The sequence below is a fragment of the Streptomyces himastatinicus ATCC 53653 genome (assembly GCF_000158915.1).
GTDB classification, from domain to species: domain Bacteria; phylum Actinomycetota; class Actinomycetes; order Streptomycetales; family Streptomycetaceae; genus Streptomyces; species Streptomyces himastatinicus.
Genome location: NZ_GG657754.1, coordinates 8,495,243 through 8,509,745, shown reverse-complemented (window position 1 = coordinate 8,509,745; position 14,503 = coordinate 8,495,243). Strand labels below are relative to the sequence as shown.

Below are 14,503 nucleotides of genomic sequence, written 5' to 3'. Positions count from 1 at the left end.
ACGGCAATAAAGACACTCTTCAGGGCGGGAACCGGGTGCCGGTGATCGCGCTGCTGGTGCAGGCCGACGAGGACACGGTGCGGGATGTGATCCACCGGTTCAATGAGATCGGTTTGGCCTGTTTGGACCCTCAATGGGCGGGTGGCCGTCCCCGCCTGCTCAGCACTGACGAGAGGACGTCGTCATCCAAACGGCCACCACCCGCCCCACCAAGCTCGGCCAGCCCTTCACCCGCTGGTCGCTCCGCAAACTCGCCGCCTACCTGCGCCGCGTGCACGGACGCGTCATCCGCATCGGCCGGGAAGCCTTACGCTGCCTGCTGTTGCGCCGCGGCATCACCTTCCAGCGCACCAAGACCTGGAAGGAGTCCCCCGACCCCGAACGCGACGCCAAGCTCGACCGCATCGAGCAGGTGCTGGAACGCTTCCCGGACCGGGTCTTCGCCTTCGACGAGTTCGGTCCCCTCGGGATCCGGCCCACCGCAGTCACCTGCCGGGCCTCCGGCGGCAAGACCGTGAGTGCCCTTCTTGCCCGGTAGCGCCACCGCTCGAGCAGCCGGATGGCCGGTGAATACAATCTGCCTCATGTCAAAGCCTGACGAGCTCCTGGTTCACGTCGCCGCCTTGGTGGAGTCCGGGCGGAGCAATCAGATGTCCCTGACCGTGGTCACCGGCGGTGCTGTCATCACCGGTCGGCTGGCTTCCGAAGCAGTGTGGAGGCAGAGGGTGTCGGAGGTGCTGACGGATTCGGACCGCTTGGGCGAGTTCGCCGCCGTCTTCGACGCCCCCGTGAAGGAGGACGGGCCACCCACGCATCTGCACTTCCATGTCGCCCGGATCCTGCAGGGCACGGTGGGGATCCCGGAGACGGGCGGAATGTACCGTGTCGCGATTGAGGACGTCAGCGCCTGGACCGTGGGCGACTTCAGCTATTCCGACCACTGAGCGACGGCGACGGAAACCGGCTGCACGCAGTGTGGGCCCGACCGGCGTACCGGTCGGACCCACACTGCTGGCCAGGTGTCGGCTCGTGTCTGTCTACCCGGTCAGACCGTGACGGGGGTGCCGAGCATCGCGGAGGCGTGCTGCATCGGGCTGAGAATGCCCAGGGGCGCTGGCTTGGGAACGGCGCGGCAGGTGAAGCCGAGCTGAGCCATGGCCCGGAGGACTTCGGCGGCACTGAAGTCACGGCGGTCCTGGCGCGTGATGACCTGGCCGACCTGCTTGACGGGGTAGTGGCGGCGGCCGATGATCACCGATTCACCGGTGACCGGTTCGGGCTTGACGCCCTTCATCGATTCCAGCACGCCGCCCTTGGTGAGCTCGAAGGGGAAGCGGGCGATGACGCAGCGCATGTGGCCTCACAGAGAGAAGGGAAGAACGGTCCGACCAGGGGCGAGGCGTTTCAGCGGGAGAGGGAGGATGCCCAGGGCGCTGCCTTGCTCGTCGACCACCGGCAGGACACCGAGCCGACGGGCGCGCATCGCGTGCTCGGCTTCGGCCATCGTGGTCACGGGTGAGGTGAACGAGCCGTGGTCGCCGAGGATGTCGCGCAGGCGGACACGGTCCGTGTAGTCGGAGCTGTCACGGACGGCGGCGAGTTCGGTCCGGGTGACCAGGCCGGTGCACTGGCCGTCCAGGTCGCAGACGACCAGTCGGCCCGTGCGGGCGGCGGCCATGACGGCCAGCGCCACCTCGACGCTCATGTCGTCACAGACCTGCGGCCCGGCCGCGTCCATGACCTCGACCACCGTCCTGCGCACGGGCTTGGCGCCCGCCGGGCCGGGCTGCGTCTGAACCAGCGTCAAAGGGTGCCTCCTGCAGAGATGAGTCAGCTTCCTGATCACGAAAGTTCTAGGCCACCGCGCCGAAGCCGGACTGGCGTACGGGGGTGCGCCGGCTCGCCGAAGCGGGGCGGCGCCGGCCATGCGAGGAGGCGCTGCGCTTGGGGCGTTCGGCCACCGGTGCGGTGATGACGACCGGGACGCCGGACGGGGCCTGGGCGCCGGTGATCCGGCTCAGGGCCTCGTCGCCCAAGCGGATCTGCGTGGTCTGCGGCCGGATCCCGGCGTCCGACATGAGGCGGACCATACCTCGGCGCTGGTTCGGTGTCACGAGGGTGACGACGCTGCCGGACTCGCCGGCGCGGGCGGTACGGCCGCCCCGGTGGAGGTAGTCCTTGTGGTCGGTCGGCGGATCGACGTTGACGACCAGGTCGAGTTTGTCGACGTGGATGCCGCGCGCCGCGACATTGGTCGCCACCAGCACAGTGACGTGCCCGTCTTGAACTGCGCCAGCGTGCGGGTGCGTTGCGGCTGCGACTTGCCGCCGTGCAGCGCGGCGGCGCGTACCCCGCTGTTGAGCAGGTCCTGGGTCAGCCGGTCGACGGCGTGCTTGGTGTCCAGGAACATGATCACGCGTCTGTCGCGGGCGGCGATCTCGGTCGTGGCGGCGTGCTTGTCGGCACCGTGGACGTGCAGGACGTGATGCTCCATCGTCGTGACCGCACCGGCCGACGGGTCGACCGAATGCACGACGGGGTCGGTCAGGTACCGGCGCACCAGCAGATCGACGTTACGGTCCAGGGTGGCGGAGAACAGCATTCGCTGCCCCTCCGGGCGCACCTGGTCGAGCAGCGCGGTGACCTGGGGCATGAAGCCCATGTCGGCCATCTGGTCGGCCTCGTCCAGCACGGTGATGCCCACGTGGTTCAGCCGGCATTCGCCGCGGTCGATGAGGTCCTTGAGCCGCCCCGGCGTCGCGACGACGTCCTCGGCTCCGCCGCGCAGCACGCTGGCCTGCCTGCCGATCGACATGCCGCCGACCACGGTGGCCAGCCGCAGCCGCACGGAGCGGGCGTACGGGGTCAGCGCGTCGGTCACCTGCTGTGCCAGCTCACGCGTGGGTACGAGGATCAGCCCCAGCGGCTGGCGGGGCTCAGCACGCTGTCCAGCGATGCGGGCGAGCAGGGCGAGGCCGAAGGCCAGGGTCTTGCCGGAACCGGTGCGGCCGCGGCCCAGGACGTCACGGCCCGCCAAGGAGTTCGGCAGCGTCGCTCCCTGGATCGGGAACGGTGCGGTCACACCCTGCCTGCCGAGTTCGGTCAGCAGGTGCTCGGGCAGGTCGAGGTCGGCGAAGCCTTCAACGGCGGGCAGCGCGGGGGTGATCGTCCTGGGCGGCGCGAACTCACCTTGCGCTGCGGCGGGCCGGCGGCCGTAACCACCGGAACGGGCAGGCCCGCCGGAACAGCGCGGTGCCTGCGAGGCCCTGCGGCTGCCGCCCTTTCCGGCGTCGGCATTGCCATTACGGGCGCGGGCGGGGCGGTCGTTCGTGTATGTGTGGTTCATGCGGAGCCTTCCTCGATGTGGCACATATCAAGGAATTCCCGCAGCGATGAGCGACATGGAGAATTACAAGTATGGACCAGCGGCAAAAGAAAGCAGATCTGGCCGGCGGAAGATCTCCGGGGCGCAGGTGCTGAAATGAGTGACGCGATGGAAACCTTGAGATCCGGGCGTCGGCTGCGGTGCAGCTCGTCAGGATGCGCCTGCATCCCTGAAGGAGGAGCCGCGTGTGGTAAGACTGCGGATTTCGCAGCGTCGTCCCGCGGGTGAAACCGCTGCGGGAGATACGTGCAGCTGGGGCCCGCACCCCGAAGGATGCGGGCCCCAGCTACAGATGGTGCGTGAGCGTCAGGCCGGAACGATGTTCTCGGCCGTCAGGCCCTTCTGGCCCTGCGCGATGTCGAAGTTCACCTTCTGGCCTTCGAGCAGCTCACGGAAGCCCTGCGCCGCAATGTTCGAGTAGTGGGCGAACACGTCGGCACCGCCACCGTCCTGCTCGATGAAGCCGAAGCCCTTTTCCGCGTTGAACCACTTCACGGTACCAGCTGCCATGTCATATCTCCTTTGGGGCAGTGCATCGGCATCCGCACTGCGCGGACGCCGTGTCGCCGCGATGATTACCCCGCCGCTGTTCGCGACAAAAACTCCCACTGCGCGGTCCGTCAAAATCTGATCCCCCGGGCACAGATATTAATTCACTCGGAGCGCAACGTTTCAGGAAGAGTGGCCAACGGCACCAGAGCTCCCAGCGTCGGACGACGTACGCGGCTTTCCGTAAGACGCCTGCCCCCACGTGGGATTCTCCCTCGCCAGCCGCGGGACGAGTTTCTTGATCGCTGCCGGGGTGGGTGGCCGTTCTGCGCGTCGCCGCGCGGTGTAGTCCCATTTCGCGGCGATGAACCTGCGGTGCCAGGCAAGCAGGGTGCCGGGGGTGAAGGGGAAGATCTTGAGCCAGTGGCGTCGGGGTATCGCCCGGCTGAACCCGTGTCGCCGGGAGGCGTGAGGAGTGGTGATGGTGGGCAGTGAACGGTCCAGCCGACGACGGGCCACACGATCCCAGTGGTGCCGTGCAGATGCGAGAGCACCACGGCGTCGAGATCAGATGGTATGTCCTCGACGGCCAGGGCGGACTCGGTCAGCCGTCGGGACACCAACCCCTTGCCCAGATAGACGTACTGGCCCCGGTGGCGGAAGTTCGGATCGGTGAGCAGGGTGAGCGTCCCGTAGCGGATGAGGAGAGTGGCGTTGCCAACGAAGAGGAAGTCCGCGGCCCCGTCCGGCGGAGGCGTCATGGGACGACCGCCGTCTCCTGCGCTTCCGGCCGACCGGGGGCGAACAGCGCGGCGGCCGCGGCATGGTGGAGCGACTCCAGCACCGTGCGCTGCCGCCGCGCCCGGTTCAGCAGCTCGGTGAGCCGATCCGGGTCCAAGCGGGTGTCCTGGTCGGCCGCGGCCAGCAGCGAATGCCACAGCATCGCCTTGCCCTCCACTCCGATACGCAGGCCCTCCAGTTCGACGAGCGTGCTCAGCCCCGAACGATGGCGCAGCCGGCCCATTGGGCTTCAGTCGCCCGGCCTTCTCGCCTAGCCAGCCCCCCACAGAAGCTTTGTAGCGGGCGTACGGGCACCCTCGAAGGTCGGCCATGATGTCCAGGAGCGCCTCCCGGTCCTCCATGATCTGTGCGGCGATGTCCTCCAGGTCGCCGCTGAAGGCCGACTGCCGGTGCTCGCGGGCCGTCCGGCGAGCGAGCTCCGCTCCGCCCGTCGCTCCCGCCGCATGGTCGTTGAGGTAGATGCCGAGCACGCGGGGGAATGTGCTGGGCTCGTTCATGATCGCCCTCCCGGATCGGGCAAGGTCGTACCGGGCAACGTGCTCCTACGGGGTGCCCAGCCACCGCCGCCTCAACCAGCCTCCCCCTCGTCCGTCGCCGCCGCCGAGTGCGCGGAACACGGATGCCACTAGGCTGGAAAGCGCGTGCCGCGCTGGGGAAACCGAGTCGTACGGCAAGGGGAAGTGATCGGTATGAGCCATGACCCGACGGCGCGAACACAGGTCGAGACCGATGGTGTCCCCGCTGTTCCTCACCAGGGCACATGGTCTGTTCAACCTCGCTTCCGGGGCTTGGCCGTTGCTGCACATGACCGGCTTCAGGCGTTTCTTTCGGTCCCACACAGCCGGATCCGGAGCAGAACTGGCTGGTGAGGACGGTGGCCGGACTGCTGGTCACCACCGGGTGGGGTCAGCTGCGGGCGCGTCCGACCGCCGATTCCCTGGCTGAGGCCCGGCGCAGTGGCCTGGGGACGGGCGCCACCTTGCTCGTGGCCGACGTCATCTCCGTACCCGCCGGCCGGGCACGTCGTGCTCACGGCCTCGACGCGGTGGTCGAAGCGGGATGGCTCCTCGCCTGGTGGGCGTGCCCGTCCCCGGGCGCAGACGCCGGTCGGCGGCCCGCGTAGCGCCCCCGGGCCCGAATGCGCGGGCCGTCCACCACCCTCCTGCCGGCGGGGCGCGAAGTCCGCCGGGCCTCGGCAGCGGCTGTTTCAGGGCCGCTCGCCCACTCCGGTCGCCGCCTCGTGGGCACGGCCCGCGGGCGAGTCCTCGGCCAGCGGCGGCGTGGGGCCGCCCGCTCCCCGCCGCAGCCCGTGCAGGAACTCCCCGATGGCCTCGGTGGCCGTGTGCCGCGGGTCCCACCCCAGCTCCCGGCGGGCGCGCGTGGTGTCCATCAGCGGGATCCGCAGCACCGCGTCGAAGAGCTCCGCGGAGGCCGGTGCCAGATGCAGTTTCCAGGCGGCCGCGACACAGCCGCGCAGGAAGGGACGTGGCACACGCAGCACCCGAGCGCCCAGGATCTCCGCGAGGACGCCGGCGTCCACCGGTGGCTCGGCCGCGATGTTGAACGCGCCGCGTACGTCCCGGACGACCGCGGCCCGGTAGGCCGCGGCGGCATCCTCGGTGTGCAGCACCTGGAAGCGCAATCCCGGCACCTCCGGGACGACGGGCACGAGCGCCGGCCGCACCAGGCTGCCCGGCACCAGCGGTCCGCCGAAGAGCCGCCGCTGCTGGGATGCGGACTGCCGCTGGAACAGGAAGCCGGGGCGCATCCGCACCACACGCAGGTCCAAATGGCGCCGCTCGAAGCCGTCGAGGAAACGCTCCAGATACGCCTTCTCCCGGGTGTACGCGGCCTCCGGCCAGCCATGGGTGGGCCAGGACTCGTCGACCGCGCGATCCTTCGGCCCCGGCGAATACGCACCCACCGACGAGGTGTACACCACGGCGGGAACACCCGCGGCGGCCACGGCCTCGAAGACACGGACACTGCCCAGCACATTGCTGCGCCAGGTGGTGACCGGCTCATGGGTGGGCTGGAACAGCCAGGCCAGGTGCACCACCACATCCGCATCACGGAAGTACGGTACGAGGTCCACGTCCGGGTCACCGAGGTCCACGGCACGCCACGCCGTTTTCTCCGGCGTCCAGTCCGGAACACGGCGCGCGAGCCCCACGACCGAGGAGACGGCCGCCTCCTCGCCCAGCGCCCGCACCACCGCGGAGCCGACGTTGCCGGTTGCACCCACCACGACTACCCGCAGCCCGGACGCGCCCGGCTCCCGTGTCTGGCGATCAGCAGACATCGGCCACTCCTTCGTGGTAGGTGGGGCAGGAGAGGAGCGTCGCGAAGGCGTTGCTGCCCCGGTCCGCCGCTCTGCCCCACTCACCGCCCGAGTACCCGGAGCGGGCTGCGTCAATACGGTGCCCGGGCAGAGGGGTGTCAGGCCGCGCGCGTCAGCTCGATGCGGCCGAACAGGAGGGCGCGTAGCCGGAGGGAAGCTGGGCGAGGATGCGGTCCACCAGGCGGTCTCCTGCGAGTTGTGTGACGACCTTGAGGACGGAGCCGGTGTCCCAGCGAGCGGTGGCAGGAGTGCCGCCCGCCCGGGTGGCGAGGTCCTTGACATAGCCCCAGTCGGTGGGGGGTTCACGGTGGGGAACCTGGTCGGCGAGCGTCCGGGCCGCTTCCTAGGGCAGACGGGCGGCGAGGTCGACCCGCTCGTCGCCGGTGAGCTGCCGACCCAGGCCGGTGAGCACGGCGCGGACGGATGACCGCGCCCACCACCATTCCGGCCACCATGAACCCACCGACCGCGCCCGCGGCAGCGCTCCCTGGCCCGCCCAAGCCACTGCCACGCCCGCGCCCACCTCTATGCGGCTCCATGCCCCCTCGCGTTGTCGTCTGCGGTGCTCGTCGATGGCTTCGTGTTCGCAGCCGCCCGGCCGCGATTCCTCTCCGGCCGGACCAGCGTCCCGGCGCTCGCCGCGCCCACGCACGCCAGAGCCGCCCACTGCACCCCGCTCAGGTGTTCATCCAGAACCAGTACTCCGGCCAGGCCCGCGTTCGCGGGCTCCAAGCTGGTCAGCACCCCCACCGTCCGCGTCGGCAGCCGCCGCAGGGCTGCGAGCTCCAGCGAGTACGGGAGCACCGCCGAAAGCACCGCTACCGCGACCCCGGCCAGCAGAACCCGGGGGGCGAGCAACTCTGTCCTCTGATCCACTACACCCAGCGGCACCATCAGCGCGGCCGCCCATGCCACTGCCAGGGCCAGCGGGCCGCCTCCGGTGTTGCGAGCTCCCGCCTTCTTGCTCAGCAGCAGGTAGGCGGCCATAGCGGCCCCCGCAGCCAGGGCGAGGAGCACACCGGAGAGCGGAAAGCGGGCGCCGTGCGGGGTGCGGAAGAGCCACACCCCGCATCCGGCCACGATGGCGCAGCCCGCGTCACGGAGGCGGCGCGAGGTGAGCAGCGAGAGGGTGATCGGACCGAGGAGCTGGAGGGCGCTGGCCAGGCCCATCGGCAAGAGGAGCAGTGCAGGATAGATCAGGTTCATTCCGGCGATGGCCGTTCCGAAGCCGAGTACCAGGACTACGTCTGTACGGCTGCGCGGCAGCGAGGGCCGGTACACAAGCAGCAGGATCACCGCGGCCGACCCGAGGCGCAGCGCCACGGCTCCCGGCGCGCCGACCGTGCTGGAGAGCTGCTTGCCGATGGCCTCGCCGAGCACGGCACGGTGACGGCGACCGCCGCCGCGCTGCACCTGACTCCTTCGGCCGTCTCTCAGCAGTTGCGTCTACTGGCCCGCGATCTGGAGGTGGAGCTGCTGCGGCCGGAAGGGCGGCGCGTGTATCTGACGCCGGCTGCCCACATCGTGCTCCGGCACGCCGATACGCTGCAGGCGCAGTGGGAAGCCGCCCAGGCGGAACTCGCCCAGCAGAGCGTGGCCACCCGGGGCACGCTACGGCTGTGCGGGGTGTCCTCCGCGCTGGCCGCGCTCGCCGCCCCGGCCGTCTCCCGACTGCGGCGGACGCACCCGCTGGTGGAGCCGCTGATCCTCGAGGAGGAGAGCGCCGAGTGCTACCGGCTGCTGCTCACCGACGAAGCGGACGTAGCCCTGGTACTGCCCGGCCCGGATGCGCCGCCCGTCACCGACGCACGTTTCGAGCAGACACCGTTGCTGACCGACCGCCAGGATCTGCTGGTCGCCGAGGGGCACCCGCTCGCCCGGCCCGAGGGAGTCGAACTCGCGGAAGCCGCCGGACAGCCGTGGATCGTGAAGAAACAGAACAACGACAGCTACCACCTGGTAACGGCGGCGTGTGCCGCGGCCGGGTTCAGTCCCCGCATCGCCCACCAGCTCAAAGAGTGGTACGCGGTCTCGTCGCTCGTCGCCGAAGGATTCGGCGTCTGCCTCATACCAAGGATCGTGCCACTTCCCCAGCACGCGGTCACACGGGTCCCCTTGCGGGGCGAGCCGATTCCCGCACGGCGGTTGTTGACCGCCGTACGGCGCGGCAGCGCCGCACACCCTCTTGTAACGGCCGGACTGGACGCGCTGCGCGAGGCGGCGTCGGCCCGCACCGCCAACGACTGCTGGCGCGTGGGGAGTCGGTGAGTAACTCTGCTGAGCCCCTGAGCAGGTGGCGGGGAATTTAGCGCTGCCGGGGGGCTGACGTGAGACTGCGCGGTCCCCCGGATGGCACTGAGCGCCGTGCCGTACTGCCACTCACCCGCATCGGGCTCCGAAGGGGTGGCAGATGCGAGAGGAGATGCCAAGAGCTGGAAGACGACGGTTTGACGTCAGTGAGCCGGGCTAGAAGAGTCAGGGACTGAGGTGCTTCGGAAAGCAGGCACACCTGGCGGGAGCCACGCGCGTACGCGCTGTGGGCCCCAGATGTGCCGTGTTGGCCTCCCGCGCTGCTGAACAGCAACGAGCAGGGAGCAGAGCACATGACAATGATGAGCGCCGCACCCGCACGCACCCGCCGCCGTCACGACGACGCCCCCGACACCGCGGCCGACTTCGAGCGACTGGCCGCGGCCTCCGACGGGCCCGAGCGAGATCTCCTGGCCGAGGAGCTGGTCCGGGCGTGGCTGCCGATGGCCCACCGCCTCGCCGGCCGCTACCGCAACCGCGGAGAGAACCTGGATGTGCGGGTGCCGATAAATCATCCGTGCAGTTCACGCCGCGTGCTGGTATTCGTGGAGGGTTCCGCCGAGTCGGTCTTGTCTGTGGACTGCCAGGTGGGCGAGTTGGGCTTGTTGGGTGATGGGCGTGGGTAGCGGGCGGCATGGGGCCGCCTGCTCCAGGGCCCTGTGCGGGCGGTGCTCGTTATAGAAGGATTCGTACTCGCGCAGGGCGTGGAGAAGGTGGCTCTGGTTCCAGATCAAGGTCCGGTCCAGCAGCTCCCTGCGGCAGGTCTGTATCCAGCGCTCCACGAGCGAGTTCATCCGCGGTATCCGAATGCCGGTGGTGACGACCTTGAGACCGGCATCGATCATGAGGGCGTCGAAGGCGGCTGTGAACTTCGAGTCGCGGTCGCGGATCAGGAACCGTGCCCTGCTGCCAGCATCTTCGAGGTCAATGAGGAGGTTGCGTCCGAGCTGCACGATCCACTCCCCGGTGGGGTGTGCCGTGGCGCCGAGGACCCTGATACGACGGGTGGTGTGCTCGATGACGGCGAAGACGTACAGGCGCGCCCCCGTCAGCGTGCGGACTTCGAAAAGATCGCAGGCGAGAAGAGCCTTGGCCTGGCTGCGGAGAAAGTCGGCCCAGGTGGTGCTCTGCCGTTCGGGTGCGGGTGGGATGCCGTGCTCGCGGAGGATCTCCCAGACGGTGGAGGCGGCGACCTTGATCCCCAGCGCTGCGAGTTCGCCGTGGATCCGGCGATACCCCCACGAGGCATTCTCCCTGGCCAGGCGCAGGACCATGGAGCGGATTGACCGTAGGGTGCGCGGGCGTCCACGTCGCCTGGGTACGCAGGGCGCGGCATGGCGCCGCCTGAGCAGTTCGCGATGCCAGCGCAAGACGGTCTCGGGGCGGACCAGCAGCAGAAGGTGCCGCAGTCTGTCTTTGGGGAGGTGGTGGAGCAGGCCGGCGAGGACGGCACGGTCGCTGTCGGTGAAGCTCGGCTTGCCCACCTGACGCCGCAGGACCAGCAGTTGGTGCCGGAGCACCAGGATCTCGACGTCCTTTTCTCTGTCGCTCATCGGCAGGAGGCGTAGGAACGCCAGGGCGTTGGTCGCGGCGAGGTAGGCCAGGCGCAGCAGCACGACAGATCATGATGCCGCCCCCCCTTGCGGGTGAAGGCACTTGGGCGAATGTCGAGGAGAACCGAAGATCCGTGATCAGGCTCCCGACCTGCGTGGACGATTTATCGGCACCCGCAATCCCACTCCTCACCGTCTCCAAGACCCTGCGGCACTCCACCGTCTCCACCACCGCCAACATCTACTCCCACCTCACCCGGCAAGCCGCCCGCGATGCCGTAGAAGCCATCGACAAAGCACTCACCAAAGCCGACACCGGCCACACGGGTGGCATCCGCCGACACTGGCCACCCCGGCCGCGACCACACCGCGACCACACCGCGACCACCGAAACCGACCCCACCGCCCCACGAAACGGACCTACTCCCCCACCATCACCGCTACTTCACCCACCGCATCCCGACCTCAACAAGCGACTGCGACCACAATGCGACCACCAGCCTCAGCAACACGAAAAAGGCCGCTTTCCCATCTCTGAGAAAACGGCCTCCGACCTGCGAAAACGCTGGTCGGGACGACAGGATTTGAACCTGCGACCCCTTGACCCCCAGCAGCGTGGCAACTCTCCGCGACGATCCGTATCGCATCGTAGCCGCCAGTACGCCCCAGCACGAAGCGGTATGCCTCCACCCGCGAGGGAGTACCCGAACGAACGTGATCCGTCGCCTGCGGCAGTTCCAACAGATCAGCGCGTCGCAGGGCCGACACGCGACCGATATCGGCGCCCGGTCCTCACCTCGCTCGCCACTCCATTCCCGCAGAGACCGATGTCGAGTCGGCCGGTGGATCTACTCACGGCATCGGTATATGATTTTTGGTATGGGTGAGCGGTATGACATCGAGCTTGAAGCAGAAGTCCAGCAATGGCTGGACACGCTCCCACCCGCCGACTATCTGCGCGTAATGAAGCTGGCCGACCTCCTCGCCGACCACGCCGAGACACTCGGCGAACCCCAGACCCGCCACCTGGGCGGCAAGCTACGCGAACTACGGTTCTCCCTGCACCGCCGGGAACAACGCATCACGTACTGGCTCGCCCCCGCCCGGCGCGTCGTGATGCTGACCGTGTTCCACAAAACCCGCATGCGCGAAACAGCAGAGGTCGACCGCGCCCACACCGCCCAGCAACACTGCGAAGCCAAACACCGTCCTGCCCAGAACCACGAGATCTACGACCGCAACGTGAAGGAGGAGGAACTATGAACCACTCCGCATGGAAGACCCGCCGCGCCAAGGAACTGGCCGACGAGGAGACCGGGCTCACCCCCCAGGCCCAGCAGATCTACGACGAAACCGGGCTGGCCATCGAAATCGGCCGCACCGTCCACCGATGCCGCACCGAACTGGGCTGGTCCCAGACCGAACTCGCACGCCGCGCCGGCATGACCCAGCCCGCCATCGCCCGCCTGGAAACCAGCCTCACCCTCCCCTCCACCCGCACCCTGCTACGCGTAGCCACCGCCCTGGGCCAGCCCCTCCACATCACCATCGGCCACGCGGCCTGACCCCACCGGCGGTTTGCTGACGCCTGCATGGGTCAGCAATAGAACGCATTACTGGGGTGGGACTGGCGGTTGCAGCTGACCTGCGCCTTGGCCGGCCGCTTCCTGAACGCACTGCCGGGCCATCGTCAGACCTTTTTGCCAGACAGCCACAGAAGGGTCTCGTGGCTGCCCGGCCGTATTCATCCCAGTGCTACTGGCTCAGGCCTCCCTGAGGTATACCTGCACTGCACGGGCGCGTAGCCGGGGTAGCTCCAGCTGAAGCAGGTCTCCGTGCCCTTGGGGCACGCCTTAGCTTGGTTGCGGATGGTGCCGCTCCCATTGAGGGTCGTGTAGACGTAGGCGCACTGGCCGTCGGCATCCATGTCCTTTACGTAGCCCTCTTCGGTAGTACCCGAACCGGTGTTGCACTCGTTGCAGTGGACGTACCCTGAAGGGTGTCAATACTCCGATCAGGCGGCTGAGCTGGGCGTCTCCTGCGGATGATGAGGCAACCGGGGTGACATGGTGCGGTACTCGTTGAGCAGCCCGCCACGTACCTGGCAGCGCCTGACAGCGGCAGCGGCTAGGGGGATAACGTTCGGGTCGTCGTCAGGGGCACGTAGGCCGAGGCTGCGGTGGGCCCGCCCCGCGTTGTCGTGCTCGGCGTACTGGTTGAGGACAGTACGCAGGTGCCGTTCACCGGTGATCAGAAGGCGGTCGGTGCACTCGGTACGGGCTGTGCGTATCCATCGTTCGGCGAACGCGTTGGACCGGGGACTTTGCGGCGGAGTCGGGATGACGGCTGTGCCGTTGCCGGCGAAGACGACGTCGAATGCGGCGGTGAACTTGCTGTCCCGGTCACGGATGAGGAACCAGAAGCACCCGGCTCTGCCCTCGAGATCCATGAGCAGGTTGCGGGCGAGCTGAGTGACCCATGCGCCGGTCAGGTGGGCGGTGACGCCCAGGACACGGACGCGCCGGGTGGCAATCTCCATGACGAAGAAGACATAGAGGCGCTTGCGGAAGACGGTCCCCACGTGCATGAAATCGCAGGCGACCAGCGTGTGGTCCTGGGAGCGCAGAAAAGAACGCCAGGTCTGCCGGGAGGCGCGCTGCGGTGCGGGCGGTAGACCGAGGCGGCGCAGGACGCGCCGGATGGTGGCGGCGGCAACCCTATGCCCAAGCCGCCGCAGCTCACCTTGAATCCTGACGTACCCCCAGGTCGAGTTCTCTCGCGCCAAACGCTGAATGAGCGCGACCATCTCTCCCGGCAACGCTGGCCGACCGGGGCCGACCGCCGTCTGGTGCCACTTCCAGCGCACCAGACGGCGGTGCCAGGTCAGCAGCGTGCCCGGGGTGACCAGCCGATGGCGGCGCAAGGCGGGTGGCAGGTTCCGGGCGAGAGCGGAGAGCACGGCACGATCAGCCCATGAAAGCCGCGGCCGCACTACTTGCCGACGCAGCACAGCGACCTCATGGCGAAGCGCGAGGATCTCGGCGTTGTTCGCGGCGGTCGACCGGCCCAGCAAAAGAAGGCAGCCCAGTAGTCGGCAGAAGATCAAATAGAGCAGTCGCAGACCCACAATCAGTGATCATGCCCACACGTGGACGATCACAAAGCCCCAGGTCAACGACCGTACGGCAATAAAGACATCTTTCAGGGGATATCAACGAATCCACGGCGAACTGCTCGGCCTGGGACGCAAACTCGGCACCTCGACCGTCTGGGAGATCTTGCAGAAGGCCGGGATCGCCCCCGCACCCCAGCGCACCAACCAGTCCTGGCCCGCCTTCCTCAAAGCCCAGGCCTCCGCCATCGTGGCCACCGACCTCTTCCACATCGACACGGTCTTCCTGCGGCGCTGGTTCGTGCTGTTCTTCATCGACCACGGCACCCGCCGCGTGCACATCGCCGGCGTCACCCGGCACCCAATCACGCCTGAACGGCAGAGTCCGTGGGAGAGCCCGGTACTCGGAGACGGGTACGCCGGGTTCGGCGAGCGGCACGGAGAAACGGACCGGTGGCAACACCGGCACCGCGCTCCGTGCCGACTCAACAGGCACCCCTCAGGCACAATCG

Annotated in this window: 13 protein-coding genes and 5 pseudogenes; 6 read left to right on the top strand and 12 right to left on the bottom strand. The window is 68.5% G+C overall.

Features of this window, described 5'->3' with window-relative positions; translation table 11 throughout:
* Positions 1-23: 23 nt before the first annotated feature.
* Together SSOG_RS36465 and SSOG_RS36460 are read left to right on the top strand one after the other, a co-directional pair.
* Positions 24-508, top strand: a pseudogene (locus SSOG_RS36465) (helix-turn-helix domain-containing protein); the annotation flags it as partial.
* A gap of 76 nt (positions 509-584) precedes the next feature.
* Positions 585-944 (top strand): hypothetical protein, encoded by a 360-nt coding sequence (locus tag SSOG_RS36460; RefSeq protein WP_009719284.1) that lies wholly within the window; start codon positions 585-587, stop codon positions 942-944.
* Positions 945-1,045: 101 nt separating this feature from the next.
* Here SSOG_RS36460 and SSOG_RS36455 read toward each other — a convergent pair whose 3' ends face one another.
* The 9 genes and pseudogenes from SSOG_RS36455 to SSOG_RS36420 form a co-directional block, all read right to left on the bottom strand.
* Positions 1,046-1,354: an SCO5918 family protein gene (locus SSOG_RS36455; protein WP_009719283.1), complete on the bottom strand. Its 309-nt coding sequence runs from the start codon at positions 1,352-1,354 to the stop codon at positions 1,046-1,048.
* A gap of 6 nt (positions 1,355-1,360) precedes the next feature.
* A complete protein-coding gene (locus SSOG_RS36450) occupies positions 1,361-1,807 on the bottom strand; it encodes a CBS domain-containing protein (RefSeq protein ID WP_009719282.1) in 447 nt (148 codons plus the stop codon).
* 46 nt (positions 1,808-1,853) lie between these two features.
* Positions 1,854-3,346: pseudogene (locus SSOG_RS36445) on the bottom strand (DEAD/DEAH box helicase).
* Between the two features lie 345 nt (positions 3,347-3,691).
* Positions 3,692-3,895 carry a cold-shock protein gene (locus tag SSOG_RS36440; protein ID WP_009719280.1) on the bottom strand — a complete coding sequence of 68 codons (204 nt, stop codon included), beginning with the start codon at positions 3,893-3,895 and terminating at the stop codon, positions 3,692-3,694.
* Positions 3,896-4,294: 399 nt separating this feature from the next.
* Positions 4,295-4,635, bottom strand: a pseudogene (locus tag SSOG_RS56630) (MBL fold metallo-hydrolase); the annotation flags it as partial.
* Complete coding sequence (locus tag SSOG_RS57965) at positions 4,632-4,898, bottom strand: hypothetical protein (protein WP_342634372.1); 267 nt, start codon at positions 4,896-4,898, stop codon at positions 4,632-4,634. The pseudogene SSOG_RS56630 and the gene SSOG_RS57965, both read right to left, overlap by 4 nt.
* Positions 4,899-5,882: 984 nt before the next feature.
* Positions 5,883-6,977 carry an NAD-dependent epimerase/dehydratase family protein gene (locus SSOG_RS36425; protein WP_009719276.1) on the bottom strand — a complete coding sequence of 365 codons (1,095 nt, stop codon included), beginning with the start codon at positions 6,975-6,977 and terminating at the stop codon, positions 5,883-5,885.
* 137 nt (positions 6,978-7,114) lie between these two features.
* A pseudogene (locus tag SSOG_RS56625) lies at positions 7,115-7,497 on the bottom strand (DUF2267 domain-containing protein).
* Between the two features lie 44 nt (positions 7,498-7,541).
* A complete protein-coding gene (locus SSOG_RS36420; RefSeq protein ID WP_039939515.1) occupies positions 7,542-8,429 on the bottom strand; it encodes an EamA family transporter in 888 nt (295 codons plus the stop codon).
* Here SSOG_RS36420 and SSOG_RS36415 point away from each other — a divergent pair.
* On the top strand, positions 8,403-9,284 hold the full coding sequence (locus SSOG_RS36415) for a LysR family transcriptional regulator (protein ID WP_245606447.1): 882 nt from the start codon (positions 8,403-8,405) through the stop codon (positions 9,282-9,284). The two genes, SSOG_RS36420 and SSOG_RS36415, sit on opposite strands and share 27 nt — an antisense overlap.
* A gap of 335 nt (positions 9,285-9,619) precedes the next feature.
* A pseudogene (locus tag SSOG_RS56620) lies at positions 9,620-9,820 on the top strand (B/F/G family RNA polymerase sigma-70 factor); the annotation flags it as partial.
* Between the two features lie 30 nt (positions 9,821-9,850).
* Here SSOG_RS56620 and SSOG_RS36410 read toward each other — a convergent pair.
* Complete coding sequence (locus SSOG_RS36410; RefSeq protein ID WP_009719271.1) at positions 9,851-10,942, bottom strand: integrase core domain-containing protein; 1,092 nt, start codon at positions 10,940-10,942, stop codon at positions 9,851-9,853.
* 816 nt (positions 10,943-11,758) lie between these two features.
* On the opposite strand from SSOG_RS36410, the gene SSOG_RS36405 reads away from it, so the two are divergent.
* Entirely contained in the window at positions 11,759-12,142 is a 384-nt protein-coding gene (locus tag SSOG_RS36405) for a type II toxin-antitoxin system RelE/ParE family toxin (protein WP_039939513.1), read from the top strand.
* Entirely contained in the window at positions 12,139-12,444 is a 306-nt protein-coding gene (locus SSOG_RS36400) for a helix-turn-helix domain-containing protein (protein WP_009719269.1), read from the top strand. Before SSOG_RS36405 ends, SSOG_RS36400 begins: the two co-directional genes overlap by 4 nt.
* A 449-nt stretch (positions 12,445-12,893) precedes the next feature.
* On the opposite strand, the gene SSOG_RS36395 is transcribed toward SSOG_RS36400, so the two are convergent.
* Both SSOG_RS36395 and SSOG_RS52710 read right to left on the bottom strand, forming a co-directional pair.
* Complete coding sequence (locus SSOG_RS36395; protein WP_039939512.1) at positions 12,894-14,006, bottom strand: integrase core domain-containing protein; 1,113 nt, start codon at positions 14,004-14,006, stop codon at positions 12,894-12,896.
* Between the two features lie 84 nt (positions 14,007-14,090).
* Positions 14,091-14,306, bottom strand: coding sequence for a hypothetical protein (locus tag SSOG_RS52710; protein WP_154686015.1), 216 nt, complete (start codon positions 14,304-14,306; stop codon positions 14,091-14,093).
* Positions 14,307-14,503: the final 197 nt, after the last annotated feature.

Coding starts and splice junctions, on each gene's coding strand:
- SSOG_RS36460 (WP_009719284.1), top strand. CDS start 585: ATGTCAAAGCCTGACGAGCTCCTGGTTCACGTCGCCGCCTTGGTGGAG.
- SSOG_RS36455 (WP_009719283.1), bottom strand. CDS start 1,354: ATGCGCTGCGTCATCGCCCGCTTCCCCTTCGAGCTCACCAAGGGCGGC.
- SSOG_RS57965 (WP_342634372.1), bottom strand. CDS start 4,898: ATGGGCCGGCTGCGCCATCGTTCGGGGCTGAGCACGCTCGTCGAACTG.
- SSOG_RS36405 (WP_039939513.1), top strand. CDS start 11,759: ATGGGTGAGCGGTATGACATCGAGCTTGAAGCAGAAGTCCAGCAATGG.
- SSOG_RS36425 (WP_009719276.1), bottom strand. CDS start 6,977: ATGTCTGCTGATCGCCAGACACGGGAGCCGGGCGCGTCCGGGCTGCGG.
- SSOG_RS36440 (WP_009719280.1), bottom strand. CDS start 3,895: ATGGCAGCTGGTACCGTGAAGTGGTTCAACGCGGAAAAGGGCTTCGGC.
- SSOG_RS36400 (WP_009719269.1), top strand. CDS start 12,139: ATGAACCACTCCGCATGGAAGACCCGCCGCGCCAAGGAACTGGCCGAC.
- SSOG_RS52710 (WP_154686015.1), bottom strand. CDS start 14,306: ATGAAGAACAGCACGAACCAGCGCCGCAGGAAGACCGTGTCGATGTGG.